24 protein-coding genes, 1 pseudogene and 1 other annotated feature are annotated in these 26,556 nt (G+C 39.2%); of the genes and pseudogenes, 9 read left to right on the forward strand and 16 right to left on the reverse strand.

Going from position 1 to position 26,556, the window contains the following annotated elements:
* The first annotated feature begins 39 nt into the window (after positions 1-39).
* Positions 40-207, forward strand: coding sequence for a cytosolic protein (locus NSQ41_RS15755; RefSeq protein ID WP_339195822.1), 168 nt, complete (start codon positions 40-42; stop codon positions 205-207).
* Between the two features lie 75 nt (positions 208-282).
* On the opposite strand, the gene mutY is transcribed toward NSQ41_RS15755, so the two are convergent.
* Complete coding sequence (gene mutY / locus NSQ41_RS15760) at positions 283-1,389, reverse strand: A/G-specific adenine glycosylase (RefSeq protein ID WP_063386263.1); 1,107 nt, start codon at positions 1,387-1,389, stop codon at positions 283-285.
* Between the two features lie 179 nt (positions 1,390-1,568).
* On the opposite strand from mutY, the gene NSQ41_RS15765 reads away from it, so the two are divergent.
* From NSQ41_RS15765 to NSQ41_RS15775, 3 genes are all read left to right on the forward strand, one after another.
* Positions 1,569-2,549, forward strand: a complete 981-nt coding sequence (locus NSQ41_RS15765; RefSeq protein ID WP_117017368.1) for a metal-dependent hydrolase — start codon at positions 1,569-1,571, stop codon at positions 2,547-2,549.
* 102 nt (positions 2,550-2,651) lie between these two features.
* Entirely contained in the window at positions 2,652-2,810 is a 159-nt protein-coding gene (locus tag NSQ41_RS15770; protein WP_063386264.1) for a small, acid-soluble spore protein K, read from the forward strand.
* Positions 2,811-2,838: 28 nt separating this feature from the next.
* Positions 2,839-2,994, forward strand: coding sequence for a YpzG family protein (locus NSQ41_RS15775; protein WP_082829369.1), 156 nt, complete (start codon positions 2,839-2,841; stop codon positions 2,992-2,994).
* A gap of 387 nt (positions 2,995-3,381) precedes the next feature.
* Here the strand turns inward: NSQ41_RS15775 and NSQ41_RS15780 are convergent, their stop codons facing one another.
* Both NSQ41_RS15780 and recX read right to left on the reverse strand, forming a co-directional pair.
* Complete coding sequence (locus NSQ41_RS15780) at positions 3,382-3,714, reverse strand: YfhH family protein (RefSeq protein ID WP_094244553.1); 333 nt, start codon at positions 3,712-3,714, stop codon at positions 3,382-3,384.
* Between the two features lie 2 nt (positions 3,715-3,716).
* Positions 3,717-4,532, reverse strand: a complete 816-nt coding sequence (recX, locus tag NSQ41_RS15785; RefSeq protein ID WP_063386266.1) for a recombination regulator RecX — start codon at positions 4,530-4,532, stop codon at positions 3,717-3,719.
* A 594-nt stretch (positions 4,533-5,126) separates the two neighbouring features.
* Here recX and NSQ41_RS15790 point away from each other — a divergent pair.
* Positions 5,127-5,678 (forward strand): GNAT family N-acetyltransferase, encoded by a 552-nt coding sequence (locus tag NSQ41_RS15790; protein WP_063386267.1) that lies wholly within the window; start codon positions 5,127-5,129, stop codon positions 5,676-5,678.
* 61 nt (positions 5,679-5,739) lie between these two features.
* Here the strand turns inward: NSQ41_RS15790 and NSQ41_RS15795 are convergent, their stop codons facing one another.
* From NSQ41_RS15795 to NSQ41_RS15805, 3 genes are all read right to left on the reverse strand, one after another.
* Positions 5,740-6,987, reverse strand: coding sequence for a glutamate-5-semialdehyde dehydrogenase (locus NSQ41_RS15795; protein WP_063386268.1), 1,248 nt, complete (start codon positions 6,985-6,987; stop codon positions 5,740-5,742).
* On the reverse strand, positions 6,984-8,111 hold the full coding sequence (gene proB / locus NSQ41_RS15800) for a glutamate 5-kinase (protein WP_063386269.1): 1,128 nt from the start codon (positions 8,109-8,111) through the stop codon (positions 6,984-6,986). Before proB ends, NSQ41_RS15795 begins: the two co-directional genes overlap by 4 nt.
* Positions 8,112-8,168: 57 nt before the next feature.
* Positions 8,169-8,384, reverse strand: a binding site (T-box leader).
* Between the two features lie 58 nt (positions 8,385-8,442).
* Positions 8,443-8,934 (reverse strand): DoxX family membrane protein, encoded by a 492-nt coding sequence (locus NSQ41_RS15805; protein WP_066247308.1) that lies wholly within the window; start codon positions 8,932-8,934, stop codon positions 8,443-8,445.
* A 304-nt stretch (positions 8,935-9,238) separates the two neighbouring features.
* Here NSQ41_RS15805 and NSQ41_RS15810 point away from each other — a divergent pair, with 304 nt between their 5' ends.
* Positions 9,239-11,170, forward strand: coding sequence for an IS1182 family transposase (locus NSQ41_RS15810; protein WP_339210311.1), 1,932 nt, complete (start codon positions 9,239-9,241; stop codon positions 11,168-11,170).
* A gap of 135 nt (positions 11,171-11,305) precedes the next feature.
* Here NSQ41_RS15810 and NSQ41_RS15815 read toward each other — a convergent pair whose 3' ends face one another.
* Complete coding sequence (locus tag NSQ41_RS15815) at positions 11,306-12,019, reverse strand: TerC family protein (protein WP_235600384.1); 714 nt, start codon at positions 12,017-12,019, stop codon at positions 11,306-11,308.
* 103 nt (positions 12,020-12,122) lie between these two features.
* Positions 12,123-12,989: a LysR family transcriptional regulator gene (locus NSQ41_RS15820; RefSeq protein ID WP_063386271.1), complete on the reverse strand. Its 867-nt coding sequence runs from the start codon at positions 12,987-12,989 to the stop codon at positions 12,123-12,125.
* 146 nt (positions 12,990-13,135) lie between these two features.
* Here NSQ41_RS15820 and NSQ41_RS15825 point away from each other — a divergent pair, with 146 nt between their 5' ends.
* Together NSQ41_RS15825 and NSQ41_RS15830 are read left to right on the forward strand one after the other, a co-directional pair.
* A complete protein-coding gene (locus tag NSQ41_RS15825) occupies positions 13,136-14,899 on the forward strand; it encodes a thiamine pyrophosphate-requiring protein (protein WP_063386272.1) in 1,764 nt (587 codons plus the stop codon).
* Positions 14,900-15,184: 285 nt separating this feature from the next.
* Positions 15,185-16,657, forward strand: a complete 1,473-nt coding sequence (locus NSQ41_RS15830; RefSeq protein ID WP_339210313.1) for an MFS transporter — start codon at positions 15,185-15,187, stop codon at positions 16,655-16,657.
* Between the two features lie 183 nt (positions 16,658-16,840).
* On the opposite strand, the gene NSQ41_RS15835 is transcribed toward NSQ41_RS15830, so the two are convergent.
* The 4 genes from NSQ41_RS15835 to NSQ41_RS15850 all read right to left on the reverse strand — a co-directional run bounded on the left by NSQ41_RS15835 (position 16,841) and on the right by NSQ41_RS15850 (position 21,104).
* The gene (locus tag NSQ41_RS15835) at positions 16,841-18,082 is read right to left on the reverse strand and encodes a trypsin-like peptidase domain-containing protein (RefSeq protein ID WP_339210315.1); all 1,242 of its coding nucleotides are present in this window, start codon (positions 18,080-18,082) and stop codon (positions 16,841-16,843) included.
* 394 nt (positions 18,083-18,476) lie between these two features.
* A complete protein-coding gene (locus NSQ41_RS15840; RefSeq protein ID WP_066247319.1) occupies positions 18,477-18,881 on the reverse strand; it encodes a cytosolic protein in 405 nt (134 codons plus the stop codon).
* Positions 18,882-18,902: 21 nt separating this feature from the next.
* Entirely contained in the window at positions 18,903-19,826 is a 924-nt protein-coding gene (glsA, locus tag NSQ41_RS15845; protein ID WP_311066460.1) for a glutaminase A, read from the reverse strand.
* Positions 19,827-19,931: 105 nt separating this feature from the next.
* Positions 19,932-21,104, reverse strand: coding sequence for an MFS transporter (locus NSQ41_RS15850; RefSeq protein WP_066247323.1), 1,173 nt, complete (start codon positions 21,102-21,104; stop codon positions 19,932-19,934).
* Positions 21,105-21,246: 142 nt separating this feature from the next.
* Here NSQ41_RS15850 and NSQ41_RS15855 point away from each other — a divergent pair, with 142 nt between their 5' ends.
* Positions 21,247-22,155 (forward strand): LysR family transcriptional regulator, encoded by a 909-nt coding sequence (locus NSQ41_RS15855; RefSeq protein WP_144598212.1) that lies wholly within the window; start codon positions 21,247-21,249, stop codon positions 22,153-22,155.
* Between the two features lie 299 nt (positions 22,156-22,454).
* Here the strand turns inward: NSQ41_RS15855 and NSQ41_RS15860 are convergent, their stop codons facing one another.
* The 4 genes and pseudogenes from NSQ41_RS15860 to serA form a co-directional block, all read right to left on the reverse strand.
* Positions 22,455-23,534, reverse strand: coding sequence for a Gfo/Idh/MocA family oxidoreductase (locus NSQ41_RS15860; RefSeq protein WP_094244544.1), 1,080 nt, complete (start codon positions 23,532-23,534; stop codon positions 22,455-22,457).
* A gap of 20 nt (positions 23,535-23,554) precedes the next feature.
* Complete coding sequence (locus NSQ41_RS15865) at positions 23,555-24,052, reverse strand: GNAT family N-acetyltransferase (RefSeq protein ID WP_339210319.1); 498 nt, start codon at positions 24,050-24,052, stop codon at positions 23,555-23,557.
* A 98-nt stretch (positions 24,053-24,150) separates the two neighbouring features.
* Entirely contained in the window at positions 24,151-25,380 is a 1,230-nt protein-coding gene (hemA, locus tag NSQ41_RS15870) for a 5-aminolevulinate synthase (protein ID WP_144598213.1), read from the reverse strand.
* 103 nt (positions 25,381-25,483) lie between these two features.
* Positions 25,484-26,437, reverse strand: a pseudogene (gene serA, locus NSQ41_RS15875) (phosphoglycerate dehydrogenase); the annotation flags it as partial.
* Between the last annotated feature and the right edge of the window lie 119 nt (positions 26,438-26,556).

Here is a 26,556-nt window from a genome sequence, read left to right on the forward strand (position 1 = left end):
CATATAAAAAGGAGTTTTTGTAAATTGCCTATACGTGATATGACAGAGCTCTCCATGATCTCGAAGCAAGCTTGGAGCAGTGAAGAGCTTCAGTATTATCACCGCGCCTTTCAACAAATTATGCCTTACCTGAATATAGAAGGTCATACCATTCACCGTGAAATTATAGAAGAAATTGAAGCGCGCGGCGGTATTAACAAAGACTGATTAAACCAATTTTTAGAGGCATAATGGATGCAATCGGTACATGCCGATTGCATTTTCATTCACTTCCCAATGGAATTACGGTTCCACTTGTATGCCAGCTTTTTCCTTATAAAGAGCAAATATTTTTTGATGAGGTACAGGAAAAGCATATCGATCAATATCCTTAATGAAAACTTTTTCAAGCTCTTTCATTGATTCATCGCTACAAACTTTGCCGAAATAAACATTAATATTCCATGTCAAATGGGAAAAAACATGCTGAATCGTTCCTTTTAGCTCGCTTAATTCCGCTTCAACACCGTATTCTTCCCGCAAAAAATTTTCTAGATATATCCTTTTAGGAATTCTGTTTGTGCGAACTTCGCAATTTGGAAATTCCCACAAATTCGCAAGCAGTCCTGTGTCAGGTCTTTTATGAATATATAAATCGTTGTTTTGCACTAAAACCGCGCAAGCAATCGAAACTTGCTTTGTTGATTTGCTTCGTGTTTTTACTGGCAGCTTTTCCTGTAATCCTTCTGAAAAGGCAAGACAATGCTCCTGTACAGGACAAAGCAAACAGGACGGAGAAGTCGGCGTACAAACCATTGCTCCCAATTCCATTAATGCTTGATTAAAATCGGAAGGACGTTCTTTTGAAATAAGATTTGCAGCCGCTTCTTCAAATATTCTTCTTGTTTTTGGCTTTGCTATATCTTCTTCAATCAGTAAAATTCTTGACAGCACTCTCATCACATTGCCGTCAACAGCAGGCTCAGGCTTGTTATAAGCAATGCTTAATATTGCTCCTTTTGTATAAGGCCCAATTCCTTTTAATTTTCCAAGCTGCTTCGGGTCATCCGGAAGTTTTCCTCCGTATTTTGCTGCCACCTCTTTCACTGCACTGTGCAAATTTCGGGCGCGCGAATAATAGCCTAGGCCTTCCCATGCCTTTAAAACCTCTTCTTCATCCGCATTTGCCAGCGCCTCAACATTCGGGAATTTTTTAATAAAATTGTTAAAGTACGGTATAACCGTTTCCACCCGTGTTTGCTGAAGCATTATTTCAGATACCCATACTTTGTATGGATCTTGGTCCTTTCTCCAGGGCAAATCTCTTTTTTCCCGTATATACCAGCCGATCAGGTCCTCCTGAAATGTTTTAATATCGAAATTCTCAATTTTTTGCAGTGATTGACCCATTTTTCAATATTTCCTCCATTATGCACTTCAAAATATGTTACACTAAAAAGAACTTATGAATTTATCGTACATTATTTTTTTTTGGCATGAAAGAAAAAATGAATTTATGTTTTTTGCGTTCAATGGAAAAAATTCAAATATCATCATAACGATTGTTTTTTCAGCTAAGGAGGATGGCTTTGGATACAGGTACACATTTCGTCATGGGAATCGCATTGGGAGGCTTAGCAACTTTGGATCCGGCTGTCGGCGGTTCCTTTCTGACAAGCGAGGCAGTTCTTGTTGGCACGATTATCGGTTCACAAGCACCAGATCTTGATACGGTTCTTAAATTTAAAAATAATGCAGCTTATTTAAAAAATCATCGCGGAATAACTCATTCAATTCCCGCAGTTTTATTATGGTCGCTGTTGATCACTGGAGCAATTCATTTTCTTATGCCAAGCAGCAGCCTCATCCATGTATGGATTTGGACGTTATTAGCTGTTGTTCTTCATGTTGTTGTCGACATTTTCAACGGCTACGGCACTCAAGCTCTCAGACCTTTTTCTGAAAAGTGGATTGCGCTGGGCACAATTAATACGTTTGATTCGTTTATCTTCATCGCTCATATTGTCGGCATTGGCATTTGGCTTTCCGGCGCCCATGGGGGCTATACCTTTTTAATTATTTATTGCATAATCGCTTTATATTATGTCGTTAGACTTCTAATGCAAAGATCGATTAAGAAAAAAATCTTAAACAGATGGAAAAATGTTGAAAACGTCATATTTAACCCAACAATGAAATTCCGCAAGTGGCAGCTCGTCATTGTGACAAAAGAACATTATTACGTTGCATATTCAAATTTTACCGAAATTCAAATCGTCGACCAATTTGAGCGCAAAGAGCTGCCGAATCACCCTGCAATGGAAGCCGCAAAAAAAGACCGGAATATTTCAGCATTTTTGCATTTTTCCCCTGTTTTCCATTGGCAAATAAAAGAGCAGCTTGATTATACCGAAATCCGTTTGGTTGACTTGCGTTATTTCAGCAAAGGTCATTATCCCTTTGTAGCAGTTGCACAGCTCGATAAAGACCTCAACATTGTTCGTTCGTACACAGGTTGGATTTTCAGTAAAAAAAGAATGAAGAAAAAACTTAAACCGCTAATTGATTGATTATGACATTTCCTTAATTTTCTTTTATATTGGCTTCTAATAAGCAAATACTATTTATGCGCGTCCAATAGCGCAAATTTTTTTCTCCTTGGAGGATCTGCGATGCGCAATAAAGCAAAAGGATTTCCGAAGCATGAAAAATTTGACGGTGAGCCACGTGCTAAAGCGGAATTCGCGTCACGTCGTGCGAACGGAACCATTAACACACACCCTCAAGAGAGGATGAAAGCTTCAGGAGAACGCGATAAAAATTTTTCATAACCATTGACCTTTCAAGAGGTGTTTACTAATGGACACAAACCGATCATCCTTATCAAAAAAGCAGAAAAACGAATTTTTAGGAGCTTGGGGAAAACCGAAACATTCATTCCGTCAAGTAAACGGGGAAACCCAGCAAACCCAAAGCTTAATCATTTTGGAAAACGAAATGCGAAAACGTTCATAAATAAATAATACGAGATCATGCCATTATTTGGCATGATCTTGTTTATACAGACCTTTTTTAATTTTAAAAAATAATCGCATAAATTCAAAACTCAACTATGATTTCCTCGATTAAATTTAATAAAGAAAATATTTAGTTTCAACATTGCTTGAGTAAACTATTTTCCATTATTTTACTTATTTTTTCGATACTATTTGTTAACAAAAGATTCCAAGCTAAAAACGAAATCCGTATCCTTTCAAGGTCAATTGAGAGAGTATTCAGTTTGATAACTATAATGCAAAGTTAGGCGCGATGAAGCATAGCCACAAACTGGAAGATAAAAAACGATTGAAAGAAATCAGCGGCCACTCTTTTCCCCAACTTCCTTCATTTTTCGTTCTCAACTTATTTCTCATTTATATTACTTTTTTTAATCAACATCGATATCGGCAGCGCTTCCTCCTTTAAAGGAGATGATAATCGATACCCCCAAGCGAAAACTCCTTTTAAATATTCAACTTTGAAATATTCACTAGGAGCTCCATCAATTTCATACGTCTCACCTGGCGGAAAATCGTCAGGATTCAACATATATGCTTTTGCCATAGCAATTTTCCTTTCCAGAACAGCATATTCGTTGATCATTCCGTGCTGTTCCGCTTTGCGCGCTTTTTCTTTTAATCGGGCAATTTCATTTTTTAGCTCGTATTCCGTCATTTCACTGTACCGTTTTTCCATTCCTATTCCTCGCTTTTCTCTAAGTGTTTTTGCAAATATTGCTGAATAAGTTCTTGCGAAAAACCTTTTCGATATAAAAATTGCGCAAGCTTTTGACGATATGTGTACATATCTAGATGGGAATACTTTTTTTTCCCTTTTTCGCCTTGTATTAATAATGCTTCCCATTCTTGGTCATGACGTTCATGTAAAGGCAGCATCTCTAAAACAGCTTGAATCACTTCGGATGAAAAACCTTTCCTAAACATTGCCTGCTCTATTTTTTGCTTTAGCTGCGACATAGATATGTTCGCTTTTTTTCCCAATTGCTTTTCAGCTAATTTATACGCTGCTTCTATTTGTCTTTCTTTCGTGAAAAGATCAAGAGCTGCTTCTATCAAATCGCTCTCAATCCCTTTTTGTCCCAGTTCTGCTTTTATTATGCCGGGCCCTTTCAAAGTGGTTTTCATTTGCGTTCTTACAAAGGCTTCCGCAAACTCCTTGTCATTTACATAATTTTTTAATTGAAGCTCAACCATTACACGTTCAATAACACTCTCATCTATACCTTGACTTACAAGATAGTCACGGACCTCTTTTTCCGATCTCATTCGATAGCCAAGAAAAGTTAAAGCTTTGTTGAATGCTGCTTTTATTTGATCCTCGTGCAAAATCGCATCTATATCCAGCTCATCAAGCTCCATCCCTTTTCTTAGCCCGTGCTTAATTAAAACATCTTCCCCGACGCTAAAAGCAAATATTTCACCGTTTCCTCTATCGACGTAAATATTAAAACGATTTTTCTTTTTAGGTTGAACTTCTATTTTTACAATAAACATGTACAGACACCTCATTTTTATAGTACCATAGAAAAAATAAATAAATGGAAGTTTTAAGCATGAAAGTGTATGAATACTGTAACAATAGATTTTTCAGCTTGTAAGGAACATTTTGCTGACTTTTCTAGCCGTTGATGCTATAAAACTATGAAGCAAAATTCAACCGTTCTTATTATGATTTCTAAATATTTTGCTGGCATCAGGCAAATCTGCTTCAGTCAGGAAATGCGGTCCTCTCTGTTATTGCATCAAAGCAATAGGAAAAAAATATCGTCAAAGAAAACATTGTAATTTTGCCCTATTCACTGCTTATAGAAACTCTTAAAGTAGTAAGAAAAAAGTAAAATTTTCTTAATAATCTTTTTACAAAATTTTTGTTTTCTTTTCCATAGAAATCAAGTATGATACTAGAAGAAATGCTGACAATTAAATTTACTTGTTTTTAAGGGAAGGCAAATGGTGCGCCACCGGTCTTTGACCGGTTCTAGTGGGTTCGATTCCCACCCCGAAATTTTTACTTGATAAATAAAAATTTCGAGGGTGGGATCCGTTAGATTTCGTGGTAACCGCCCTCGTTGATAGAGGAGGATGAGCATGTTAAAAAAACGTGATCTAGCGGATTGTCAAGAGTTGTTCGAACTTATGGTTCATCCAGAGGTCTTCCCTTATGTTCGTCATAAAGCAACGTCGATTGAAGAATACATGTTTATAACAAAACAGTTGATTGAAGCAGAGGAACGAGGGGAATTAATTTCCCGCACCATTTTGGATGAATGGGGCTCTCCTATTGGAACAATCAGCTTGTATGATATTTTTGATCAAACGGGATTTCTCGGAACTTGGCTCGGCAAGCCGTACCATGGTAAAGGATATAATCAGCTTGCTAAGGACGCTTTTTTTCAAGAGATTTTTTATGAATTTGGAATTCAAACGATCTTTATGAAAATACGGAAAGACAATGAACGTTCCATGAAAGCCGCGCAGAAGCTTCCATATGTCTCCCTTGCCGATGAATCTCGTCAGCTTCCCCATATTGAAAACAAAAACTTATACAACATCTTTGAAATTTCAAAGGATATGTACACACTGTATACAAAACGAAACGGTTTCATGACAGACGAAGAAAGCAGATTGAAGGAAGCATAAAAAAATTGGAAGAAGACATCCGAACGAATCAAGATGTCTGCTTCCATTTTTTTATCATTTCTTATTCTCTAATCTGTCCGCTTCCTTTAATAATGTATTTTGTAGAAGTCAGTGCAGGGAGTCCCATCGGTCCTCTGGCATGGAGCTTTTGCGTGCTGATCCCGATTTCTGCGCCAAACCCAAATTCAAATCCGTCTGTAAAGCGCGTCGATGCGTTGTGGTAAAGAGCTGCGGAATCAACTAATTTGAAAAACTTTTCTACATTTGCGGCATTTTCTGTGATAATTGCCTCAGAATGGTTTGTTCCGTAACGATTAATATGCTCGATTGCTTCATCTACATTCGAAACAAGTTTCACCGCCATTGTATAATCTAAATATTCCGTTTCCCAATCTTCTTCTGTCGCTAATTTCAAATGCGGGAATTCATTGTACAATGCTTGATCGACTCGCAACTCCACATTTTTCTCCTCGAGCTTTTCAATGAGCTCGCGAATATACTCCTTATTCCAATTTTCATGGATGAGAAGAGTTTCGGCTGCATTGCAGACGGAAGGTCTTTGTGTTTTTGCGTTTACAGTTATATCAATCGCCATCTTTTTGTCTGCTGATTCATCAATAAACACATGACAATTGCCTGCGCCCGTTTCTAACACAGGGACAGATGAATTTTCAACAACTGTTTTAATCAGATTTTTCCCTCCGCGAGGAATTAGCACATCTAAATAATCATTTAATTTGAACATTTCCGCTGCCGTTTCCCTGCTGGTATCTTCCAGAAGCTGTACACTGTCGGCAGGAAAATTCGCTTTTTCTAACGCCTCTCGTATCACCTTTACGATCGCCATATTTGAATGCAATGCGGATGAGCTGCCGCGAAGAAGAACAGCGTTCCCTGTTTTTAAGCAAAGGCTTGAGGCATCAATTGTCACATTTGGTCTGGCTTCGTAAATCATCCCAACAACTCCGAGCGGCACCCGAACTTTTTCGATTTGTAAACCGTTCGGACGAGTCCAGCTTTCCAGCACTTCCCCAACTGGATCTTGCAAATAAATCAATTGTCTTAACGATTCAATCATTCCGTTAATTCGTTCTTCGTTTAAAAGAAGACGGTCAATAAGAGCGTCGGATAAACCATTCGCTTTCCCGTTTTCAATGTCTTTTTCATTTTCTTTTAAAATATAAGGCGTTTCTTTTTGCAATTGTTCAGCGATGATTGATAATGCGTTGTTTTTTTCTTCAGTAGTCTTTGCAACCAGCTTGGCAGCAGCTTCTTTTGCCAGCTTCCCTTTTGTCAACACTTCACTCATATCATCATCTCCTTACTCGTTATCGCTACAAATTGATCACGGTGAACCACTTCAGGATGTATGCGCTTTGTCATTTCCATCGCTTTTTGACTCGGCATGCCCATAATTTCTTTTAATTCTTCAGATGAATAATTGACTATGCCTTTTCCGATCAGCTTTTGTTCCTTGTTTAAAATTTGCACCACGTCTCCGGATTGAAAGTTGCCGCTGACACGCTTAACGCCAGCAGGAAGAAGCGATTTCCCTTCCTTCAAAATAGCCGCTACTGCTCCATCATCGACTTCCACATCACCAGATATGATCGAATGAAGAGCAATCCATGCTTTTGAATTACGAACAGCACTTAAATCGTTTTTGCCAATATATGTTCCGTCACCGTTCCCATTTAAAATTTCGATTAATTTCTCTTTTCCTTGGCCTTTCCCGATAAATACGGATACACCGAGGGCAAGTGCCGTTTTTGCCGCCATGAGCTTTGATTTCATGCCACCTGTTCCAACTTTCGAACCGGATGTTGCCTCTGTTTGTTCAATTAATTCATCTGTTACTTCCGGCAAAAAATCAAATCGTTTCGCATTCGGATTTTTGGTAGGATCTTCTTCATATAAACCGTTAATATCCGTCAAAATAATAAGAAAATCGGCATGCAATAATCCGCTCACAAGAGCTGACAGCATATCGTTGTCTCCAAACGTCAATTCCTCAATCGAAACCGAATCATTTTCATTGATGATCGGGAGCACTTGCCGCTTTAGAAGCTCCGATAAGGTGGCGTATGCGTTTTGATATTGCTCTTTATGCTGAAAATTGCTCCTTGTCATCAAAAGCTGGGCACATACAATGCCGTATTTTTTAAATGCTTCTGTATAAGCCTGGATAAGCAGCCCTTGGCCCACTGCCGCAGCCGCCTGTTTTCCTCTAATTGTCACAGGCCTGGAAGGATATCCAAGATCTCCATACCCTGCAGATACCGCTCCTGACGAAATTAAAATTACTTCATACCCTGCTTCCTTCAATTTAGCAATCGCTTCAACATGCTCGTGCAGCTTTTCTTTGCTGAGTCCCCCGTTGTCATCTGTTAAAGAACTGCTTCCTATTTTTACGACCACTCGCTTTTTCCTCACTAAAAAACACCTCTTCATTGCTTGACAGTCATAAAAAAGACTCATATCATCCTTTCGAAAAAGGACGAATATGAGTCTATATCCGCGGTACCACCTTTTTTAGCACTAGTTTAGTGCTCCCTTTAGCCTGTAACGAAGGATACGGTCAGGTTATGAGCCTGACAGCTCCAGGGGTAGGTTCAATAGCTTATCAGCGATGAAACCTTTCAGCCATAGGGTTTCACTCTCTTTTTCGCCTAAAGTCTATTTACTGGCCCCTTTCAACGCCGAAAATATACTTTTTTTAAAATTATGTTTCAAAAATTTTTAAAAGTCAAGATGATTGCTGCATTTAAACATTTGCTTGTTGATTGAATTTTTTGTTTGTAAATTTATCTCTCAAATACGGCAGGATAAACCGATCAGCTCCCCAATAATACGCAGCTGCGCCTACTGCCATTAAAATGATTGCTTCAGTGTACATAATCGGATTCGTGCTTGTTGTTCCAGCTAACATAAAATTCAAGTTCATAAACGCACCAGCAATTAATGCAGGAGTTGTAAACAATCCCAAAATCAGTCCGATGCCAACTAACACTTCTCCAATTGGAATAATAAAATTAAAAAGTTCTACATTCGGAAGAGCAAAGTTTTCAAGGAACGCTGCATACCATCCTTGAACGGCCGGATGTTCTCCGGTTGCTTTAGCAATCGCCCCTTTTAAAAATCCTGTCGCATCAAATCCACCCAGCTTTTCGACTCCCGCGACAAACCATTGATAACCGAGCCAAATTCTAAGAGCCGCCCAGACAACCGCCATTTTTGGACCTTTCAGCCATTCCATCTTCAACCATCTCCTTTGTTTGTTTTTTCACTTTTATTTTTCGAAGAAGTTTGTGAAATATTTCACTAATCTCTTCAATTTCAATATATAATTTTCTGAATTTAACTTCAATATATTTGTGAAATATTTCACAAATTGTTAACAATTACTATAGTTATCCACATTCATAGTAGGGGCTGTCCGAAAAGTCGATTGAATCGACCTTGGGCTCAGCCCTTTTTTCTGTTTTTAGGGTACAAAAAAATCGTCCTTTTTTATAGAATGAAATTGACCAAAAAACATTCTACAGAAAGGACGATTTCTTATGAATAATCAAATGACTATTCAAGAAAATTATAACACGCAATTAGAAATGACTCTAGAGGGTATTCAAAAAATAGAGGTTCAAAAGAATAAGAAACGCAAAAAACTAGTTTTCCAACCTTATTGCAATCGTCAAGTCATGAGCATTTTAGATATCGAAATGTATATTCCTGAAAATCATGTCGCCCGTTTAGTGGATGAAATGGTGGAATCGATTCCGGATGAAGTGTTGTATACTCATTATGTTGGTGGGGGTCGTGCACCCTATCACCCTAAAATGTTATTGAAAGTGATTTTATATGCGTACACTCAAAATGTTTATTCAAGTCGGAAAATAGCGCAAATGGTGAAAGAAAATCTTCCGATGATGTGGTTGGCGGGATTGCAAACCCCTGACCATCGCACAATAAATGATTTTCGTAGTGTTCGTATGTCAAACATGATGGATTCTGTATTTGAACAATTTGTCCTTCAACTAGTAGAACAAGGACTTATCGACCTCGACCATATTTTTGTGGATGGTACGAAAATAGAAGCGAATGCCAACAAATATACGTTTGTATGGCGAAAATCCGTAGAAAAATATGATCAGAAACTACGAGCCAAAATTCAATCGTTTCTACAAGAAGCGCACCAAATCGCCTTGGAGGAATTAAAAGAAGAACAATTAGAAGAAGAATTAGAAAAATCATCGGCACAACTTTCTGAGAGAATAGAAGCTTTGGAAAAAGATTATAAACAGGAAGAAGACAAAGAAAGAAAAAAAGAACTTCGCTCTAAAAAATCCCAACTCACCAAACAACTGAAAACGATTCAAACGGATTATCTTCCACGATTACGAAAATACAAAGTACAAAAACAGATTCTAGGTGAACGAAATAGCTACTCGAAAACCGACCATGAGGCCACTTTTATGCGAATGAAAGAGGACCATATGAAAAACGGCCAACTCAAGGCGGGTTATAATGTTCAACTCGCCACACAACATCAATTTATCGTGGGATTTGAAATTTATCAAAATCCAGGAGATACTCGCTGTTTCCAACCATTTATGGAAAAGTTATTGGAATCGATGCCGAAGGAAAAGAAACTCAAGTATGTCATTGCCGATGCAGGATATGCGAGTGAAGAAAACTATTTATATGCGATTGGCGAAGAAAAAGAACCTCGTTTTGAATTATTAGCCCCATACCAAACCTATTTGAAGGAACAAAGTAAAAAGTTTAAAAAGGATTTATCAAAAGTACAAAACTGGAAATACATCGAAGAAGACGATTGCTTTATCTGTCCGAACAATCGGAAAGTCGTATTCAAGTATTATCAAAAAAGAAAAAATGCATCTGGATACATACAAGATTTGAAAGTGTACGAGTGTGAAGATTGTACGGATTGCCCGTTGAAGAATGGGTGTACGAAAGCCAAAGGAAATCGTCGAGTATATTGGAACACGATTTATGAAGAAATGAAAGCGAAAGCCAAAGCAGCTCTTGGTGACGAACAAAAGGCAGCTCTTTATGCGAAGCGTAAAGTGGATGTCGAAAGTGTGTTCGGTAACATCAAGGGCAATTTGCGTTTCACTCGATTTCTGTTACGGGGGCTTCATAAAGTCCGAACAGAATTCGGGATTGTGGCAATGGCCCACAACATACTGAAATGGGCCGCAAATTCCCAAACCAATTTCAAAAATAAGGAAACAGAGCGAATGGAAAAACTCATTGTTTTCTCCATTCGCTCTGTTTTTATGGACTTTTTAGACAAGCCCAGCTTCTTAAGCTCCAACAGTTACATAATATCCACAAAAACAGTATGGATAATGTGTATAAGTTGTGAATTATCTGAAATATCTGTGGATAAAATAAAAAAGCACTCACCTTCTCTGGACGATGAATGCTTATACACAAAGAACGATCTCTCGAATTTACAAGCAAATTAGAGCTGTTGCAAAAGAAACCGTCATTTTACAGAAGTGTGCATATTTTCCGATAACAAAAATTTTAGACATAACTAAATCTATTAAAACGTGGAATTTCTTTTCATAAAAAACAGGCGCCGTTTCAACAGCCGCCTGCTAAGCACTATGCTGCAATTTATTTTCTTTCTCTGCACGCTTATTTTTCTCATAACCGATCGCTAACACAATCAATGTCATAATTCCGATAAGTAAATATTCGATCCACAAGTTTTGGATGTGAAACCATTGTTCAATATGTTTATCCTTAAAGATCATCTCACCGGCGGTCCAAGCTAAAATTCCAGATCCAACATATACAATCCATTGAAATTTGTTCATTAATTTTACGATCGCTTTTGATCCAAAAATCATAATTGGAATACTGATCAAAACTCCAACCGCAATCATGCCGATATGGCCGTGTGCCGCACCTGCTACTGCAACCACATTATCCAAACTCATGACGGCATCTGCAAGAATGATCGTTTGAATAGCTTTAAGCAGACTGCTTTGAGATTGGACATGCGCAGCTTCTCCGTCATCTACCAAAACTTTATAAGCAATCCAAAGCAGCAAAAATCCGCCGACAATGTTGACAAATGGGATTTTCAACAGGACAACAATGACGGATGCAAACAAAATCCGTAATGCGACCGCACCTCCAGTCCCCCAGAATATAGCTCTGTTTTGCTGTTCTTTCGGCAGATTTCTCGTTGCCATTGCAATTACAACTGCGTTATCGCCGGATAAAATAATATCGATTGCAATAATTTTTAATAAGGCAATGATGGCGTCAGATGAAATAGATATGCCAACTGAAAATAAATCCAATTGTTATTCGCTCCTCTATTAAAAAATGTATACGTATAGATTCTATCCCTACCTTCCTTTGAAAGCAAATCCAATATTTTACCTATTTAAAAATTAAAATGAGTCATCTCCTTGTCAGCTGCTGGATAAATGTTCGAATGGCAGTGGAAGAAAGAAGACCTTTTCGATAAATAATTGCAACCTCTTTACGCGGAAGTTCGTCTGCAATTTTCAAAAGCTTGACAGAAAACTCCGGGCTGTTTTCAACATAAAGCTTTGGCAGGATCGTAATTCCGTTATGTAAAAGCGTCATCTTTAACAACGAATACGTATCCGACAATTCCACAATTGGGTTTAACTTAATGCCTTCTTTATTACAAAATGAATCGATCGTCTGTCTAAGAACATATTGCTCGGGCAATAAAAAGATCGGGTACGATTGAAGCTCTTCCAAATATATTAAATTTTTTTCAGCTAAAGGATGATCAAGGGATACAATGGCAAAAAACTCTAATGAAAACCATTTAATAACCTCTACTTGCGGATGATGAACTGGTAAATAGACAATCCCTATATCGAGCTCAGACTTGACTATTTTTTCTAACGTTTCTTCCGTTTTTAGATCGTAAACAGAGAGTTTTATATTTGGAAACTGTGAGTGAAACGTAAGCAAGGAAGAATAAAGAAGATGATTGCCAACACATCCGATTTTTAAATGGCCGCGATTCAATCCTTTTAATTCATGTATTTTAATTTTTGCTTGATCAATTTCAGAAAAAATTTTTTTCACATGTTCAAGTAAAATCTCTCCGCTTTCCGTTAATTCAATTTTTTTCCCCATTCTTCGAAAAAGAACTGTATCAAGACTGTTTTCAAGAAGGCGAATTTGCTGGCTTAATGTTGGTTGCGTAATCCCCAGCTTTTCTGCAGCTTTCGTAAAATGCAGCTCTTGACTCAATATTGCAAAATATTGCAAAAGACGGAACTCCATTTTATAGCTCCTTTCTATAGATATTTTCTATTATTATGATAGTTATTATAGTATTGTACTATCTTTTCTTTTCAAGTACAATTCTGATTACGGAATTATCTGACTAGTATTAATTATCTAAATTATATTGAAAGGGTGTGTGTTGTTTGACCAGCCGATATACGACAAGCAAGGCACTTTTAGAAGCGTTACAAGAAGCTGATGTTTCCTTTATTTTTTCAAATCTAGGAAGCGATCACCCTGCCATTATTGAAGCCCTTGCCGAAGCTGAAAAAGAGGGAATTGATTTTCCGAAAATCATTACTTGTCCACATGAAATGGTTGCCTTAAGCGCTGCACATGGATATGCTCAAGTAAGCGGGAAACCTCAAGCTGTTTTAGTGCATGTTGAATGCGGCACGCAAAACCTTGGCGCTGCCATTCACAATGCTTGGAAAGGTCGGGTGCCTGTCCTCATTTTTGCCGGAACTTCTCCATATACTCAAGAAGGGGAGCTTCGGGGAAGCAGGAACGAATTTATTCACTGGATTCAGGATGTTCCCGATCAGCCCGGAATTGTAAGGGGTTACATGAAGTATACTCATGAGATTCGCACCGGGAAAAATGTAAAACAAATTGTCCATCGTGCACTGCAAATTGCTCAAAGCAGCCCGAAAGGACCCGTATATTTGACGAGCGCTAGAGAAGTTTTGGAGGAGGAAGTAGAAAAAGTAGAAATTCATCCTGAGCAATGGAGACCAATTGCAGCGCGTGCACTGGCACCGCAAGAAATAGATCCTTTAGTGAAAGATTTACTGGCAGCAAATAATCCGCTCATTGTCACGTCATATATTGGCAAAAACAAACAAGCGGTGAAAGAACTCGTTCAATTTTGTGAAAAACTTGCGATACCTGTTTTAGAGTCAGTGCCAAACTATATGAACTTTCCATCTGATCACCCGCTTCATTGCGGATATCAGTGGAATACTTCAACACAAAACGATTTAATCGAAAAAGCAGATTTTATAATGGTCATTGACAGTGATGTTCCTTGGATTCCAGTGAATAATAAACCATCGCCAAATTGTACGATTTACTATATTGATGAAGATCCGCTGAAGGAAGGGATGACATTATGGTATATCCCATCAAAACGTTTTTTCGCAGCTGATGCCGAAACGGCCTTGCGGCAGTTGAACGAAGTGATTAAAAACGCTGACATTGACAGCTTGCAAGTAAATGAAAGGAGAAAACAAATAGAAAAATATCATAAAGCTCAGCGTGAAGAATGGAAAAAAGCTGAACAATTTTTTGACGACATTATCACGCCTGAGTATTTAACTGCCTGCATACGGGAAGTGTGCGATGAAAACACGATTATTGTCAATGAAGGCATTTCAAATTTCCAAACATTATATACCCATTTGCAAATGACCAAACCAGGTTCTATTTTTGGCAGCGGCGGAGGCGGACTTGGATGGAACGGCGGAGCAGCGATAGGAGCAAAACTGGCAGACCCGTCTAAAACAGTGATCAGCCTTACTGGAGATGGATCTTATCTGTTTAGCGTCCCTTCGAGCGTTCATTGGATATCGCAAAAATATGACGCGCCATTTTTAACCGTAATTTATAATAATCGCGGTTGGAAATCTCCGAAACTGTCAACCTTAGCTGTTCATCCGAATGGTATCGCAAATGAAACGAATCAATTTTTCGTAGATTTCACTCCTCATGCTGATCTTTCGAAAATTGCAGAAGCTGCAGGTGGCGCCTATGCAAGAAAAGTAGAAAACCCTCATGAGCTGAAAGAGGCTCTGAATGAAGCAATAAAAACTGTCAAGTCTGGCCGTTCCGCTGTTTTAGATGTATATTTGCCCGCTATTAGTCAAGAAAACCAAATGAGAGAGGAAAAAAACCATTCCACAGTTTAAAAAGCGGGAGCAAAAAGCATTTAAAATTTGAATTCATTTGGAATAGTTGAAAGTACAAAAATTTTAAAGCTGCGGAGAAAGTTCAAAAACAAGATGGAATCATCAAGAATGTAGGCTAAAAAAGTTTTATATTCCTTTCATCGCACATCGTCCGAAATATAGAAAACCAGCAGCCAATGATCTTATATTCAACCAGCAGCATTTTCTATTTCTTTTTGCCCTTTTATGTAAGCGCTATCTAAAGGTTATGTTAAATTTTAAATCTAGATAGGAGTGAAAATGATAATGAAAAAATGGGAAAGGTACCATACAATATGGGGAATGCTGTTCCTAGGATGGGTTGTTTCTTATATCGACAGAACTGCGACAGGCCCAATTGTTACTTGGATGATAGAACATAAAATATCATTTTTTTCAGATGTCCCGAATCCTCATGAATTTGGGGGCTTAATAGGCAGTTTGTTTTTTGCCGGATTTATGTTAAACCAATTTCCTGGAGGAAACTTGGGAGATAAATTTGGATACCGCCCTATTATTATATTAAGTATTTTGTGGGCAGCCGTCGCCACTTTTTTCACAGGCTTATCAGGCGGACTCGTCATGTTTGTTTTATTCCGTGTATTACTTGGATTAGGTGAAGGAATCCTTTATTCAAATGACAGATCCTATATTGCTTTCAACACTCCTCCGGAAAAAATGGGCTTAGGAATGGGAGTTGTTATTACTGGCCTGTCTATCGGCTTAACGTTGGCAACAATCGGTACACCTCTTCTTCTGGAAGCTTTTGTTCCTCTAATGGGAAATGAAGCTTGGAGAGTTCCTTTTCTATTCATGGGATTCATTACTTTAATCGTTGCTGTTCTTATGTTTAAATTTATGAAGCCTGATAAAAAATTGATACAATCAGCAGATCCAAATTCACCTGGTGTGAAGGAATTTTACGGAAAATCGTTATATCACTTAAGTATTTATTCACTTGTGTTTTTGGTTATCATCATGGCGATATACTTCACATCAACAAAATTAGGGCTCTCATCGATTGTCATAGCTTTTATTTTGGCTAGTTTAGCCCCCATATTGATCATATATCTTTATGTAACAAAAAAATCAGAAGTGCACCCTTTGATTATGAATAAAAACCTGTTTTTCCTTTATCTATCTTTCCTGCCGATTTTATGGCATTTATGGTTGTATGGATTCTGGTCTACGGCAATTGTCCAAGAATTTGGCGGCGGAGCACTAGTTGCCGCAGCAGCAGTAGCTTCATTTAACGCAGTAGCAGGGGTTATCGGGTTCCCGCTTGGCGGAAAAATTTCTGACCTGTTAGCTGATAGACCGAACGGCCGCAGAAATGTATTAGCGCTTTTAACTTTTCTTTTAGCTGTTTCAATATTTGTTTTTGCTTGGTATATTCAAACGGAAAATAGCAGCCCGATTATTACATCAATCATTTTATTTATATCAGGATTATTCTTTTTTGCATTGCAGCCGGTTTCACATGCATTAAATGCAGAATTGGCGCCGGAAGGCAAACAAGGCGGGGCATTTGGCATGCTGAATCTGATAGCAGAAATTGGCGCCGTATTGTCGCCAGTCGTATCAGGATATTTAAGAGACAGCACAGGCAGCTGGGGAGCTCCGCTAATATTGGACGGAGTTTTAATTAGTATTAGTTGTTTATTTGTTTTAGCAATCTCAAGCAAAGCTGTACAATCTGCTCAACCAAAAATTATCTCGTCTAGCGAAGCAAATATGTAAACAAGTTATGTATAGCGATGAAATTTTTCTAAGCAAATGATGCTGTTGTTAATTGGCGAGTATCATTCATTTATCAGAGATAGATCATTTTCACATTGATGAAAAACCATTGAAAAAAGGGCTTTGCAAAAAGTTAATTGAACTGACTTTTTGCGGGCCCTTTCTTTTTAATACTATTCCCGATCAGGTTTGCGATAAGTCTTGACTTGAAAGGGTAACTGTGACGGTCTTTTCTTTTCCGTCCCGATATAATTTGACTTTGACTGAGTCTCCTGATTTCTTTTCACTGTACAAATATTTTCTTAACTCACTCGTGTTGTGAATACTTTGCCCATCCAATGCGACGATCACATCCTTTTCCTGCAATCCGGCCTGATCGGCGGGAGAATTTGCCTGAACTCTTCCAACTACCGCACCTTCTTTAACGTCAGATGGCAAATTGAGTGTGTCTCTAAGGAAATACTCAGGAAGCTCGCTTACATTTAATAATGCAACTCCAAGAAACGGACGGTCAATTTTTCCTTTTTCCATTAATTGATTGATCGCCTTCACAACATCATTGCTTGGAATAGCAAATCCGAGCCCTTCCACACCTTCCTGGCTGATTTTCATACTGCTGACGCCGATGACTTTCCCATCCATGTTAATTAAAGGGCCTCCGCTGTTTCCTGGATTGATCGCTGCATCAGTTTGAATGACATCAAGCGCCCAGTCTCCTTCAGAAGTTGTAATCGTCACTGTGCGATTGACTCCGCTGATAATCCCTTCTGTTACAGTTCTAGAAAGATCGCTGCCAAGCGGATTCCCGATTGCAATGACCTGATCGCCGACTCGTATATTATCGGAATCACCAAACTCAGCTACTGTGTTAACACTATTGTTATTAATTTTTATGACGGCCAAGTCTGTCAATGAGTCAGCACCGACTACCTCTGCTTTTTCCTTATCGCCATTGGAAAGCGTTACCTCCAATGAAGAAGCCCCTTCAATAACATGGTTATTTGTAACAATAAAAACATCATTGCCGGACTTTTTAAAGATAATTCCTGTTCCGCTTCCGCTTTCCACTTCTTCGCTGGAAGAACCTTGGCGCGATCCAAACCAATCTGTCCTTTGCTGCTGCAAATTAGAAATGCCGACAATCGCTGGTGAAAGTTTTTCAGCAATTTCTGCAATATCGCCTTGATTGGAAATCTTCGCAACATTAACAGATGCTTCCTGATCGTTTGTATTTTGACTGACCGCTGCATGCTCTGTTTCATTTGAAGCTTTGTTATGATCTTGGAATGGCAAGTAGGTCAACGCACCGTATACAACAGCTCCGCCCAAAACACCGCTGATTAAAGAAGAAAGAACCGGCTTCAACAAACTGTTCTTTTTTCTTTCCACACGATCGTTTTGATCTATTTCATCATAATATCCCATAGCAAAAGCCCTCCTCTTCTTCATCGTTTGTCTTATTCACATACTAGGCAAAAAATATGACGAAACGATGAACAAAAGGTAAAAAAACATTGAAATATAAAAAAGATCGGACGCCGCTCGATATTATGCGCCTCTTACCTTTTCGCCAAATCCCTCGATATTATGCGCCTCTTACCTTTTCGCCAAATCCATAGTTCAAAAGCACTTTTCAAAAATCGTTTCTCCTGCCAAGCCCTAACGAAACGGTGAACATCAATCCGGATCGCCCGCGGTACTTTCATTTATTACAAAAAATGCAATTCTGAAACACATAGATGTTGTTGATTGAAAATAAGCCTTTCTGAAAAATTGGCATTTGAATTCGTATGCATGCCCCGGATTTCATTCAACGTATTCAAACTTCAACTGTTTTCCCTTCTTCAGCAACATGGAAAAGAAGATGAGCAAGATGCTGAATGGGGCCGTATATTTCCTCTTCCTCCTGCTCCGCCATCACTTCATCACCGAATTCTAAGTCATTTAGATAAAGAGCTATAAATTCATAAAAGTCTTTTAGTTCAAACCGGTAGCATTCGCTCGGATCTTCCTCGTCCTCCTCGTAGCGAAGGGAAAGATAAGACATATTGCCATCGCTGTCCTCAGCGTCAAAAAAGACGAAAAAACCAATGTTTGTATCGAGATCAAACAAATGTCTTGTCCCTCCTTCTGTCACCCTTTCAAAATCATCCGGGCTCAGCTTTTGCACTTTCATTTCTTCCATATCATCTTCAAGGTGAAATTTAACAGTGAATTCACGCATCGTATGTCTCCTCCTCAAATATTAGAAAATACTTAATGAATATGTTTTAGATAAAAATTCAAGCAGTTTGATGCCGGTCAGACTATTGCCTTTGTCATCCAATGCAGGACCGAATATGCCGATGCCGCATCTTTTTGGAACAGATGCGAGTATGCCTCCTGAGACGCCGCTTTTTGCCGGAATCCCGATTTTAATCGCAAATTCTCCCGAAGCATTATACATGCCGCAGGTGACCATAAACGTTTTGCAAATACGCGCTACATCAAGGGGCATGATTTCCTCTTCTGTAAACGGATCGCGCCCATCCATCGCAAAAACGAGGCCGATGCGCGCCAAATCGATGCATGTCATTTCAATGGCACATTGCTTCGTGTAAAGCTCCATCAGATCTTCGACATCTTCGTTTATAATATTATGCTGTCGAAGAAAATAACATAAGGAGCGGTTTAAAAACGCGGTTTCAAATTCGGATTGAGCGACTTCTTGCGAATAAGAAATGGTTGGATTTCCTGTTAGCTTGCGGACAAAACGAATGAGTCTCTGCAGCCGTTCTTTCACCGTTCTTCCCGAAATCATATGCGTTACGGCAAGTGCACCGGCATTGATCATCGGATTCAGCGGCTTTGTAGGCTGTGTTTCCTCAAGCTTGGCAATGGAATGAAACGGATCGCCCGTCGGCTCCATCCCGACTTTTTGGAATACCTCCTTTTCACCGTGATCCATAATGACAAGAGCTAAAGCGATAATTTTTGAAATGCTTTGAAGCGTCACTTTTACCGTTACATCCCCCGCGTCAATGATTCTCCCATCAGGCATATATATAGCAATAGATAAATCATTTGGATTTGCTTTGCCAAGAGCCGGTATGTAACTGGCAACTTTCCCCTGATGCCCATACTTTTTCGCTTCTTGGACAAAGCGGATCAATTCTTCTTTTTCGTACATTCAGCCATCACCATTATTTAGTATGGCTCGCTGTATAAAATTTTATAAACAACCCCTTTGATATTTGACAAATGAGTATGATATGTTTATTCAATCTGGAGATAGTCATTGTTGCATAGATTGTTTTCTCTCACTTCCATGCTTTCTTTTGCTTGATAAAATCCCCCATTGTCCCAGTAATGTCACTAATGCAAGGCCGCCGGCGGCAAACGGAAGTTGGGAAGGAGCCAATCCAGCCAGCATCACTATCCCTCCAAGAAGAGAACCTATTGCACTGCCCAAATAATTTGCGGAACTGTTCAAAGCAACGGCCGCTGCACCTTGATTAGGCTGTATGTGAAGCAATTCATGCTGCTGCGGGGCTTGCGATGCCCAGCCCATCGCCCCCCATAGAATAAAAGGCAGAAATGACAGGATCGGAAATGAAAGGGCGAATGGCACACTGAACATGGACAAAGCCATTATGGCCAAAATTCCTGCCATGAGCAAACCCGGTTTGCCTGTCCGGTCAATCAAAGCGCCGATGGAAAAACTGCCAACTACGCCGCCAATTCCCCATGCCCAAAGATATGGCGTGTTGTTGGAAATGTCCGCCAAGTTATTCAAAATAACAGCAATATATGTGTAAAGACCCAAGCTGGCAACACTGGTCATAAAAGTGATGCCAACAATTGCTGCAACCCGTCTATTTGTCATCATTGCGACGCGCTGGCGGAGTGAAGGTGGAGCTGAAGCTGCAAAATGTGGAAACCAGATGGCAATTCCCATCATGGCAATTAAGCCTAGTGCAGTGATCACCCAAAGAGTTCCATTCCACTTCAGATGTTCCGCAATCACCAGTCCAAGAGGGACTCCTATGACTGTTCCAGTGCTCATGCCGCCAAGAGTCATGCCAAGTGCTCTGCCGCGTTTCTGTTCGGGCACTAGTGATGCTGCAGCTGCTGATGCTAGCGGAGAGTAAAGTCCGGCGCCGATGCCTGCAATTGCTCGTGCAATCAGCAACATGGAAAAATTTGAAGCTAGTGCACTTATCCCGTTGCCTATCGAGAATACTGCGAGCGCCAACAATAAAATATTGCGCATCGGTTTTCCAGCAAGCAGTGTTGCAAATACCGGAGCGGCCAGTGCATAACAAAGCGTAAAGACGCTCACGGCTTGCCCTGTTTGTGAAGGGGTTATATGAAAAGTTGCACCGATATCCGGAAGCAAACCAGCTATCACATAAGCATCAAACCCAAGAGCGAACATACCGATCGTCAAGAGAAAAACTTTTTGCATAATAACTTAGCCTCCATTTTTACGGAATTATCTTTACGGAAGATTTATCTATTTTTCACTTTACAAGACGGAATGTAATATGTCTAATATATATTTATAAAACTACTAATATCTTATAAATATTAATAAAGGAGGAGATTAATTGGAACTGCGCCACTTGAAATATTTCTTAACAGTTGCTGAAGATTTGCATTTTGGGAAAGCTGCAGCCCGTTTAAATATGGCACAGCCGCCTTTAAGCCTTCAAATCCGACAATTAGAAGAAGAAATAGGCGTGCCTCTTTTCCATCGAACGAAAAGAAAAGTAGAACTGACGAAAGAAGGCCAATTGTTTTTGGAAAAAGTTAATCAAATTTTCAAAGATCTGGAGGAAGCTGTCGAATCAGTAAAAAGGGTGAACCGTGGAGAGGTCGGAGAAATAGCGATAGGATTCATTTCCTCATCAGCCTATGATATTCTTCCAACAATTATAGAGCACTATCGTAAAGCATATCCTAATATTCATATAGATTTGCAACAATTGACAACTAGAGAGCAATTAAAAGCTTTGCATGAGGGCGCAATTGATATAGGAATCCTTTGCCAACCCGCCAACATAAAAAATGACGGAATTCATTTCGAGGTTATTCGGCAAGAACGAATGATGATTGCTCTGCCAGAGGATCATCGGCTAGCTTCCGGCACTTCCCCGATTCATCTTGAAGAATTGGCGGGCGATTCATTTATTTTGACGGGAAGGAAGGCAAATCAAAGCCACTATGATACTGTGATAAACAGTTGCTATCAAGCGGGATTCCATCCTAAAGTAGTTCAAGAAACACAAGAATTGCCTACAGTCCTATCCCTTGTTTCATCAGGAATGGGCGTAGCGATTGTACCATCCTCTATCCAGCATGTATTAAAAAATAAAGTTGTCTATCGCGACATTTACAACAACCCAATTACTACTTCAACTGCCTTTGCGTGGAAAAGTGGAAATTTGTCTCCAACTGTTCATGCATTTCTTAACTTAATGAGAAAATCTGTCATTCCGTTTTTTCACCAAGTTTAATAGAAATAATCTCATGAAATGATACTGGCAATTAAAATTCTCTATCAAATCCTTAATTAAACAAGGAGAATAATTGAAATAACCGCAATAAAAAAAGAAGCAGGAGTACAATGAAAATAATCATTTCCCTCTCTGCCAAAGTAAATTTCAATGCATTTTAGCAGCCGATTTGATGATTGGGGAAAGAACTCTTGTATCTGTCTCCTCTTTTTTTGTCTTTAACATCATTTTGCCGTTAAAAAATTGGTTCAAAAAACCGATAAATTTACAATTATTATCAATTGAAATTTTGCATTCATTTAGCCTAGACGCTCCCAATCATTTTCATCGTTGTAAATTTCCCGTTGTGAACCAACAACATAATTTATCGGTCCAATTGTCTGAGCATCACGTTCTATTGTATTTAATAATTTTTGGAGCTTCAAAGCTGTTTGAAGGCTAGCAAACGGTTGTGAAGGAGCTGCTCCGTTTACTACATACCCGCCAACATCATTAACCAATCTTACCAATTTGCGTATTGTTTTTAGTTCAGGCTTCGAGTCATCAATATTCGTTTTCATGTCCATTATGACCTGTTCTCCGAAAGGAGTTCTTTCCCATATACGAAGATGGTCAACATCCCATACAGGTGTATCAAACACCATATTGGCAAAGATTAGACGGTTTTGTGGAGAAGCGAATACAAGATCGACTTCTCTCTTTCGGACAATATTTACGAAGCTGCTATACCCGGTTATTGCCGCTTTTCCTAAACATGCAGTTACGGCTGCACTGTCAAGTACGTCAGAACCTGATACGGAGAAGTCTGATCGAGTGCCTTGAATAGACTTTAACTCCAGATCAGTATTGGATGCACAAATCCATTGGATAAGATCTAGCGGATGGATTATTTCGCTGATCACACCTACAGTTGGCCTATAATCATTCATTCTGTTCTTTCCCCAGTAAAAATTGGCCCGAATAAGCTGCAAATTATGCTCTTCAACAAACTTTTTCAAGACGATGGTTGCATCAGAGTAACGTTCTATAAGGTTAAGACAGAATCCAGATACACTTTTAAGTTTCGCTTCCAGCAGCTCTAAATCATCGTTCGTATTCGCCAAGGGCTTCTCGCAAATAACAAAGCCTTTGTATCCTTCCAACTTTTTAATTATATCCATGTGGAACTCATCATTTACACTAATTACAATAATGTGAGGCTCAAATTGTTCAATAGCAGCATCCACCTCTTTAAAGTATTGAATATCCCTGCGTTTAGGATTTCTATTAACATATGCAAAATTGATTTTTCTAGCTCCAACAATATCTTTATTCATATTGGAAAAAGCTTTAAGAAATCTTGTCCCTGCATATCCCAAACCACAAATTAAGACGTTCATCAGTTGCCTCCCTTTAACATTTAAATTTCTTTTATTAAAAGCTTTTCGCCTGAATCAATAAATCCGAGCTTTTTATATAAATTTTTTGCAATCGGTGTTGTTTGTAAGATAACTTTTTCAACATTATTGGCCTGAAACCAGTCCAAAATATAGTTCATTAAACATTCTGCAAACCCTCTACGGCGCCGTTCAGGGTGAACAACAACCGATTGCACCCACCCAACAAGTCCGTTTAAACATCCTTTCATCGGCGCACGTTCATCAATGATTCCTATAGCACAGGCCGATATTTCGGTTTCGCCATCATAGTGGGCTACAGCAATTACCATTTTTTCATTTGCAGGTATATTGTGAATAAGCCATTTCCGATAGCTTTTCTGCCATGCCATTTGTTCTTCGGGTGATTTCGAAACATAGTGGCCTGCCCCTTCATTGAGCAACAGCTTCCTTAAATCAATCAGCATGTCAACATCATTGATGGTTGCCTTTCTAGCAACAATTTTTAAATTATGATCCATGAATAAATATCCTCTCCTATTCTGTTGTATACGTTAAGGGTGGCAAAAAACTATGGACTACTCTTATCTCAGAATTGTAATAGGTTATCTCTAACCAATTATGCGAACACATCGGCCGATTGTGCAAATGGAATATTAAAGTGGCAAAAAACTTCATTTAATGCATCGGTTAGCTGCAACATCTGCTCTTCAGTGTGGTTCGGTGTAACATTGACTCGAAACCGTTCTGTACCAACAGGAACTGTCGGCGGGTTAATAGGCTGCAGATAGATTTTATGTTTTTCAAGCATTCTTTGAGCAGCTGCCTTACATTTTTTTGCATCCCTAATCATTACAGGAAGAATGTGTGTTACACTCGATGGCATTACCGGTATACCTGCCTGAACGAGCATCTTTCTTAGCTGATTAGTCTTTCTATGCAGTTCATTTCTCTCTTTATCAGAAGATTTCAAATACCCGATGCTTGTATAGCATGCAGCAACAATTGCCGGCGGCAGGGAGGTAGTAAAAATAAAGCCGGATGCAAAGGAGCGGACAGCATCAATCAGCAATTCCGATGCAGTAATATACCCGCCTATCACTCCTATCGCCTTCGCCATTGTTCCTTGTATAATGTCAATGAGATTGGCAACTCCAAGCTCTGCAGCTATTCCTGCTCCTCGAGGACCGTACATACCGATAGCATGAACTTCATCGAGAAATGTTAGTGCATTATATTTTTTAGCAAGATTCACAATTTCCTTAATCGGTGCGATATCGCCGTCCATCGAATATATTGACTCGAATACGATGATTTTGGCTCGATTATGCGGCTGGGAAGCTAGTAATTCCTCCAAATGTTCGACATCATTATGCCTAAATATGGCGCGGTCAGCTTTTGCACTTCGTATCCCATTGATAATGGAGGCATGATTAAGCTCGTCGGAAAACACTATGCAATTAGGGAACAGACGCAATAAGCATTGTAATGTTGCATCATTTGAACTGTATCCGGTCGGAAAAACGAGTGCTGCCTCTTTACCGTGCCAGTCAGCCAATGATGATTCAAGCAAAGTGTATTGGTAGTGTGTGCCGCCTATGTTCCGCGATCCGCCTGAACCGGCTCCATTTAACCGGATTGCTTCTTGCATCGCTTCAATTACTAAAGGATGCTGGGACATTCCCAGATAATCATTGCTGCACCAAACAACAACAGGCTGCTCATCTTCCTTGCCATTCAACTTCGCCAAAGGATACTGGCCGCATATGCGGTTAATCGTAATAAATTCACGGTATTGCCCTCTTTCCTTCAACGAATTTAGCTTGTCGCTGAGAATTTCTGTATACATAACTCTATCATCCTCCAATAAATATAAATTCCATTCAAGAAGGAATTGTAATTTTTGTTTTTCAGCCGCACTCTTAATGTAAAATCAATTGTTTGTTAATATTCTCCTCCTGTGCAACGGGCGGAAAATTGACAGAAAACCTAACAGGCATGCCTTTTATAAATCGCAAAACTTCCTCGGCAATTTGTGCAGCGACCTTAAACTGCGCTTCTTTTGTCGAGGCTCCTATATGCGGCGTCGCAATTACTGACGGATGATCAGCCAATTTTGAATGAATAGGCGGTTCGACTTCAAAAACATCAAGCGCTGCACCTGCGACATGGCCATTTTCTAGAGCTTCTAAAAGAGCTTCTTCTTCAATAATTCCGCCTCTTGCACAATTGATAATCCTTACCCCTTTTCTTGTTTTTGCCAATGTATCTTTATTTAACAATCCTCTCGTTTTTTCGTTCAGGGGTGCATGAACTGTAATTATGTCCGCACTTGAAAGAACTTCATCAAAAGAAAGCATTTCGACACCGAAATTATTTGCTCTCTCTGGAGTTAGGATTGGATCAAATACATGCACTTTCATTCCAAAGGCTTTAGCCCGCTTGGCAACTTCAATACCAATGCGCCCAAAACCGATAATGCCTAAGATCTTCCCGTAAAGTTCAGATCCAACAAATGCTGACCGATTCCACTCTTTTGCTTTAACTGAAATATTCGCTTGCGGAATGTGCCTCATCAAAGAAGAAATCATCGCAAGTGTATGCTCGGCTACCGAAATGGTATTTCCATTGGGAGCATTAATGACAATTACTCCTTGCTTTGTTGCCTCATCAATATCAATGTTATCTACACCGACTCCGACTCTTCCGATAATTTTTAAAGAGGTCCTCTTTCCTAAAAGCTCTTTCGTTACTTTTGTGCTGCTCCTCACCAAAAGAGCATCAAAAAGATTTAGTTCATCTTCTGCTTCCGATACACTTTTTTGGACAACTTCAACCGCTTCTGATTCTATCAACGGTTTCAGTCCTTCATTGTTCACTTTGTCAGAGACTAGTAGCCGAAACATTGTTTAAATACCTTCTGTAATTTATTTTTAGGATCTATTAGCGCACGCTTACCAAAGCAATTCTATATTTGCTTTTATTTTCCTTGTAAAAAAAAGTTAATTTTTTTGTTAATTTATAG

The organism is Aeribacillus sp. FSL K6-8210, from assembly GCF_037963925.1.
Taxonomy (GTDB): domain Bacteria; phylum Bacillota; class Bacilli; order Bacillales; family Aeribacillaceae; genus Aeribacillus; species Aeribacillus composti.

Bases quoted from the DNA above. Each gene is read 5' to 3' on its own strand.
- NSQ41_RS15755 (WP_339195822.1), top strand. From the start codon at position 40: ATGACAGAGCTCTCCATGATCTCGAAGCAAGCTTGGAGCAGTGAAGAG.
- mutY (WP_063386263.1), bottom strand. From the start codon at position 1,389: ATGGGTCAATCACTGCAAAAAATTGAGAATTTCGATATTAAAACATTT.
- NSQ41_RS15770 (WP_063386264.1), top strand. From the start codon at position 2,652: ATGCGCAATAAAGCAAAAGGATTTCCGAAGCATGAAAAATTTGACGGT.
- NSQ41_RS15775 (WP_082829369.1), top strand. From the start codon at position 2,839: ATGGACACAAACCGATCATCCTTATCAAAAAAGCAGAAAAACGAATTT.
- NSQ41_RS15780 (WP_094244553.1), bottom strand. From the start codon at position 3,714: ATGGAAAAACGGTACAGTGAAATGACGGAATACGAGCTAAAAAATGAA.
- recX (WP_063386266.1), bottom strand. From the start codon at position 4,532: ATGTTTATTGTAAAAATAGAAGTTCAACCTAAAAAGAAAAATCGTTTT.
- NSQ41_RS15790 (WP_063386267.1), top strand. From the start codon at position 5,127: ATGTTAAAAAAACGTGATCTAGCGGATTGTCAAGAGTTGTTCGAACTT.
- NSQ41_RS15795 (WP_063386268.1), bottom strand. From the start codon at position 6,987: ATGAGTGAAGTGTTGACAAAAGGGAAGCTGGCAAAAGAAGCTGCTGCC.
- NSQ41_RS15805 (WP_066247308.1), bottom strand. From the start codon at position 8,934: ATGGAATGGCTGAAAGGTCCAAAAATGGCGGTTGTCTGGGCGGCTCTT.
- NSQ41_RS15810 (WP_339210311.1), top strand. From the start codon at position 9,239: ATGAATAATCAAATGACTATTCAAGAAAATTATAACACGCAATTAGAA.
- NSQ41_RS15820 (WP_063386271.1), bottom strand. From the start codon at position 12,989: ATGGAGTTCCGTCTTTTGCAATATTTTGCAATATTGAGTCAAGAGCTG.
- NSQ41_RS15830 (WP_339210313.1), top strand. From the start codon at position 15,185: ATGAAAAAATGGGAAAGGTACCATACAATATGGGGAATGCTGTTCCTA.
- NSQ41_RS15835 (WP_339210315.1), bottom strand. From the start codon at position 18,082: ATGGGATATTATGATGAAATAGATCAAAACGATCGTGTGGAAAGAAAA.
- NSQ41_RS15840 (WP_066247319.1), bottom strand. From the start codon at position 18,881: ATGCGTGAATTCACTGTTAAATTTCACCTTGAAGATGATATGGAAGAA.
- glsA (WP_311066460.1), bottom strand. From the start codon at position 19,826: ATGTACGAAAAAGAAGAATTGATCCGCTTTGTCCAAGAAGCGAAAAAG.
- NSQ41_RS15850 (WP_066247323.1), bottom strand. From the start codon at position 21,104: ATGCAAAAAGTTTTTCTCTTGACGATCGGTATGTTCGCTCTTGGGTTT.
- NSQ41_RS15860 (WP_094244544.1), bottom strand. From the start codon at position 23,534: ATGAACGTCTTAATTTGTGGTTTGGGATATGCAGGGACAAGATTTCTT.
- NSQ41_RS15865 (WP_339210319.1), bottom strand. From the start codon at position 24,052: ATGGATCATAATTTAAAAATTGTTGCTAGAAAGGCAACCATCAATGAT.
- hemA (WP_144598213.1), bottom strand. From the start codon at position 25,380: ATGTATACAGAAATTCTCAGCGACAAGCTAAATTCGTTGAAGGAAAGA.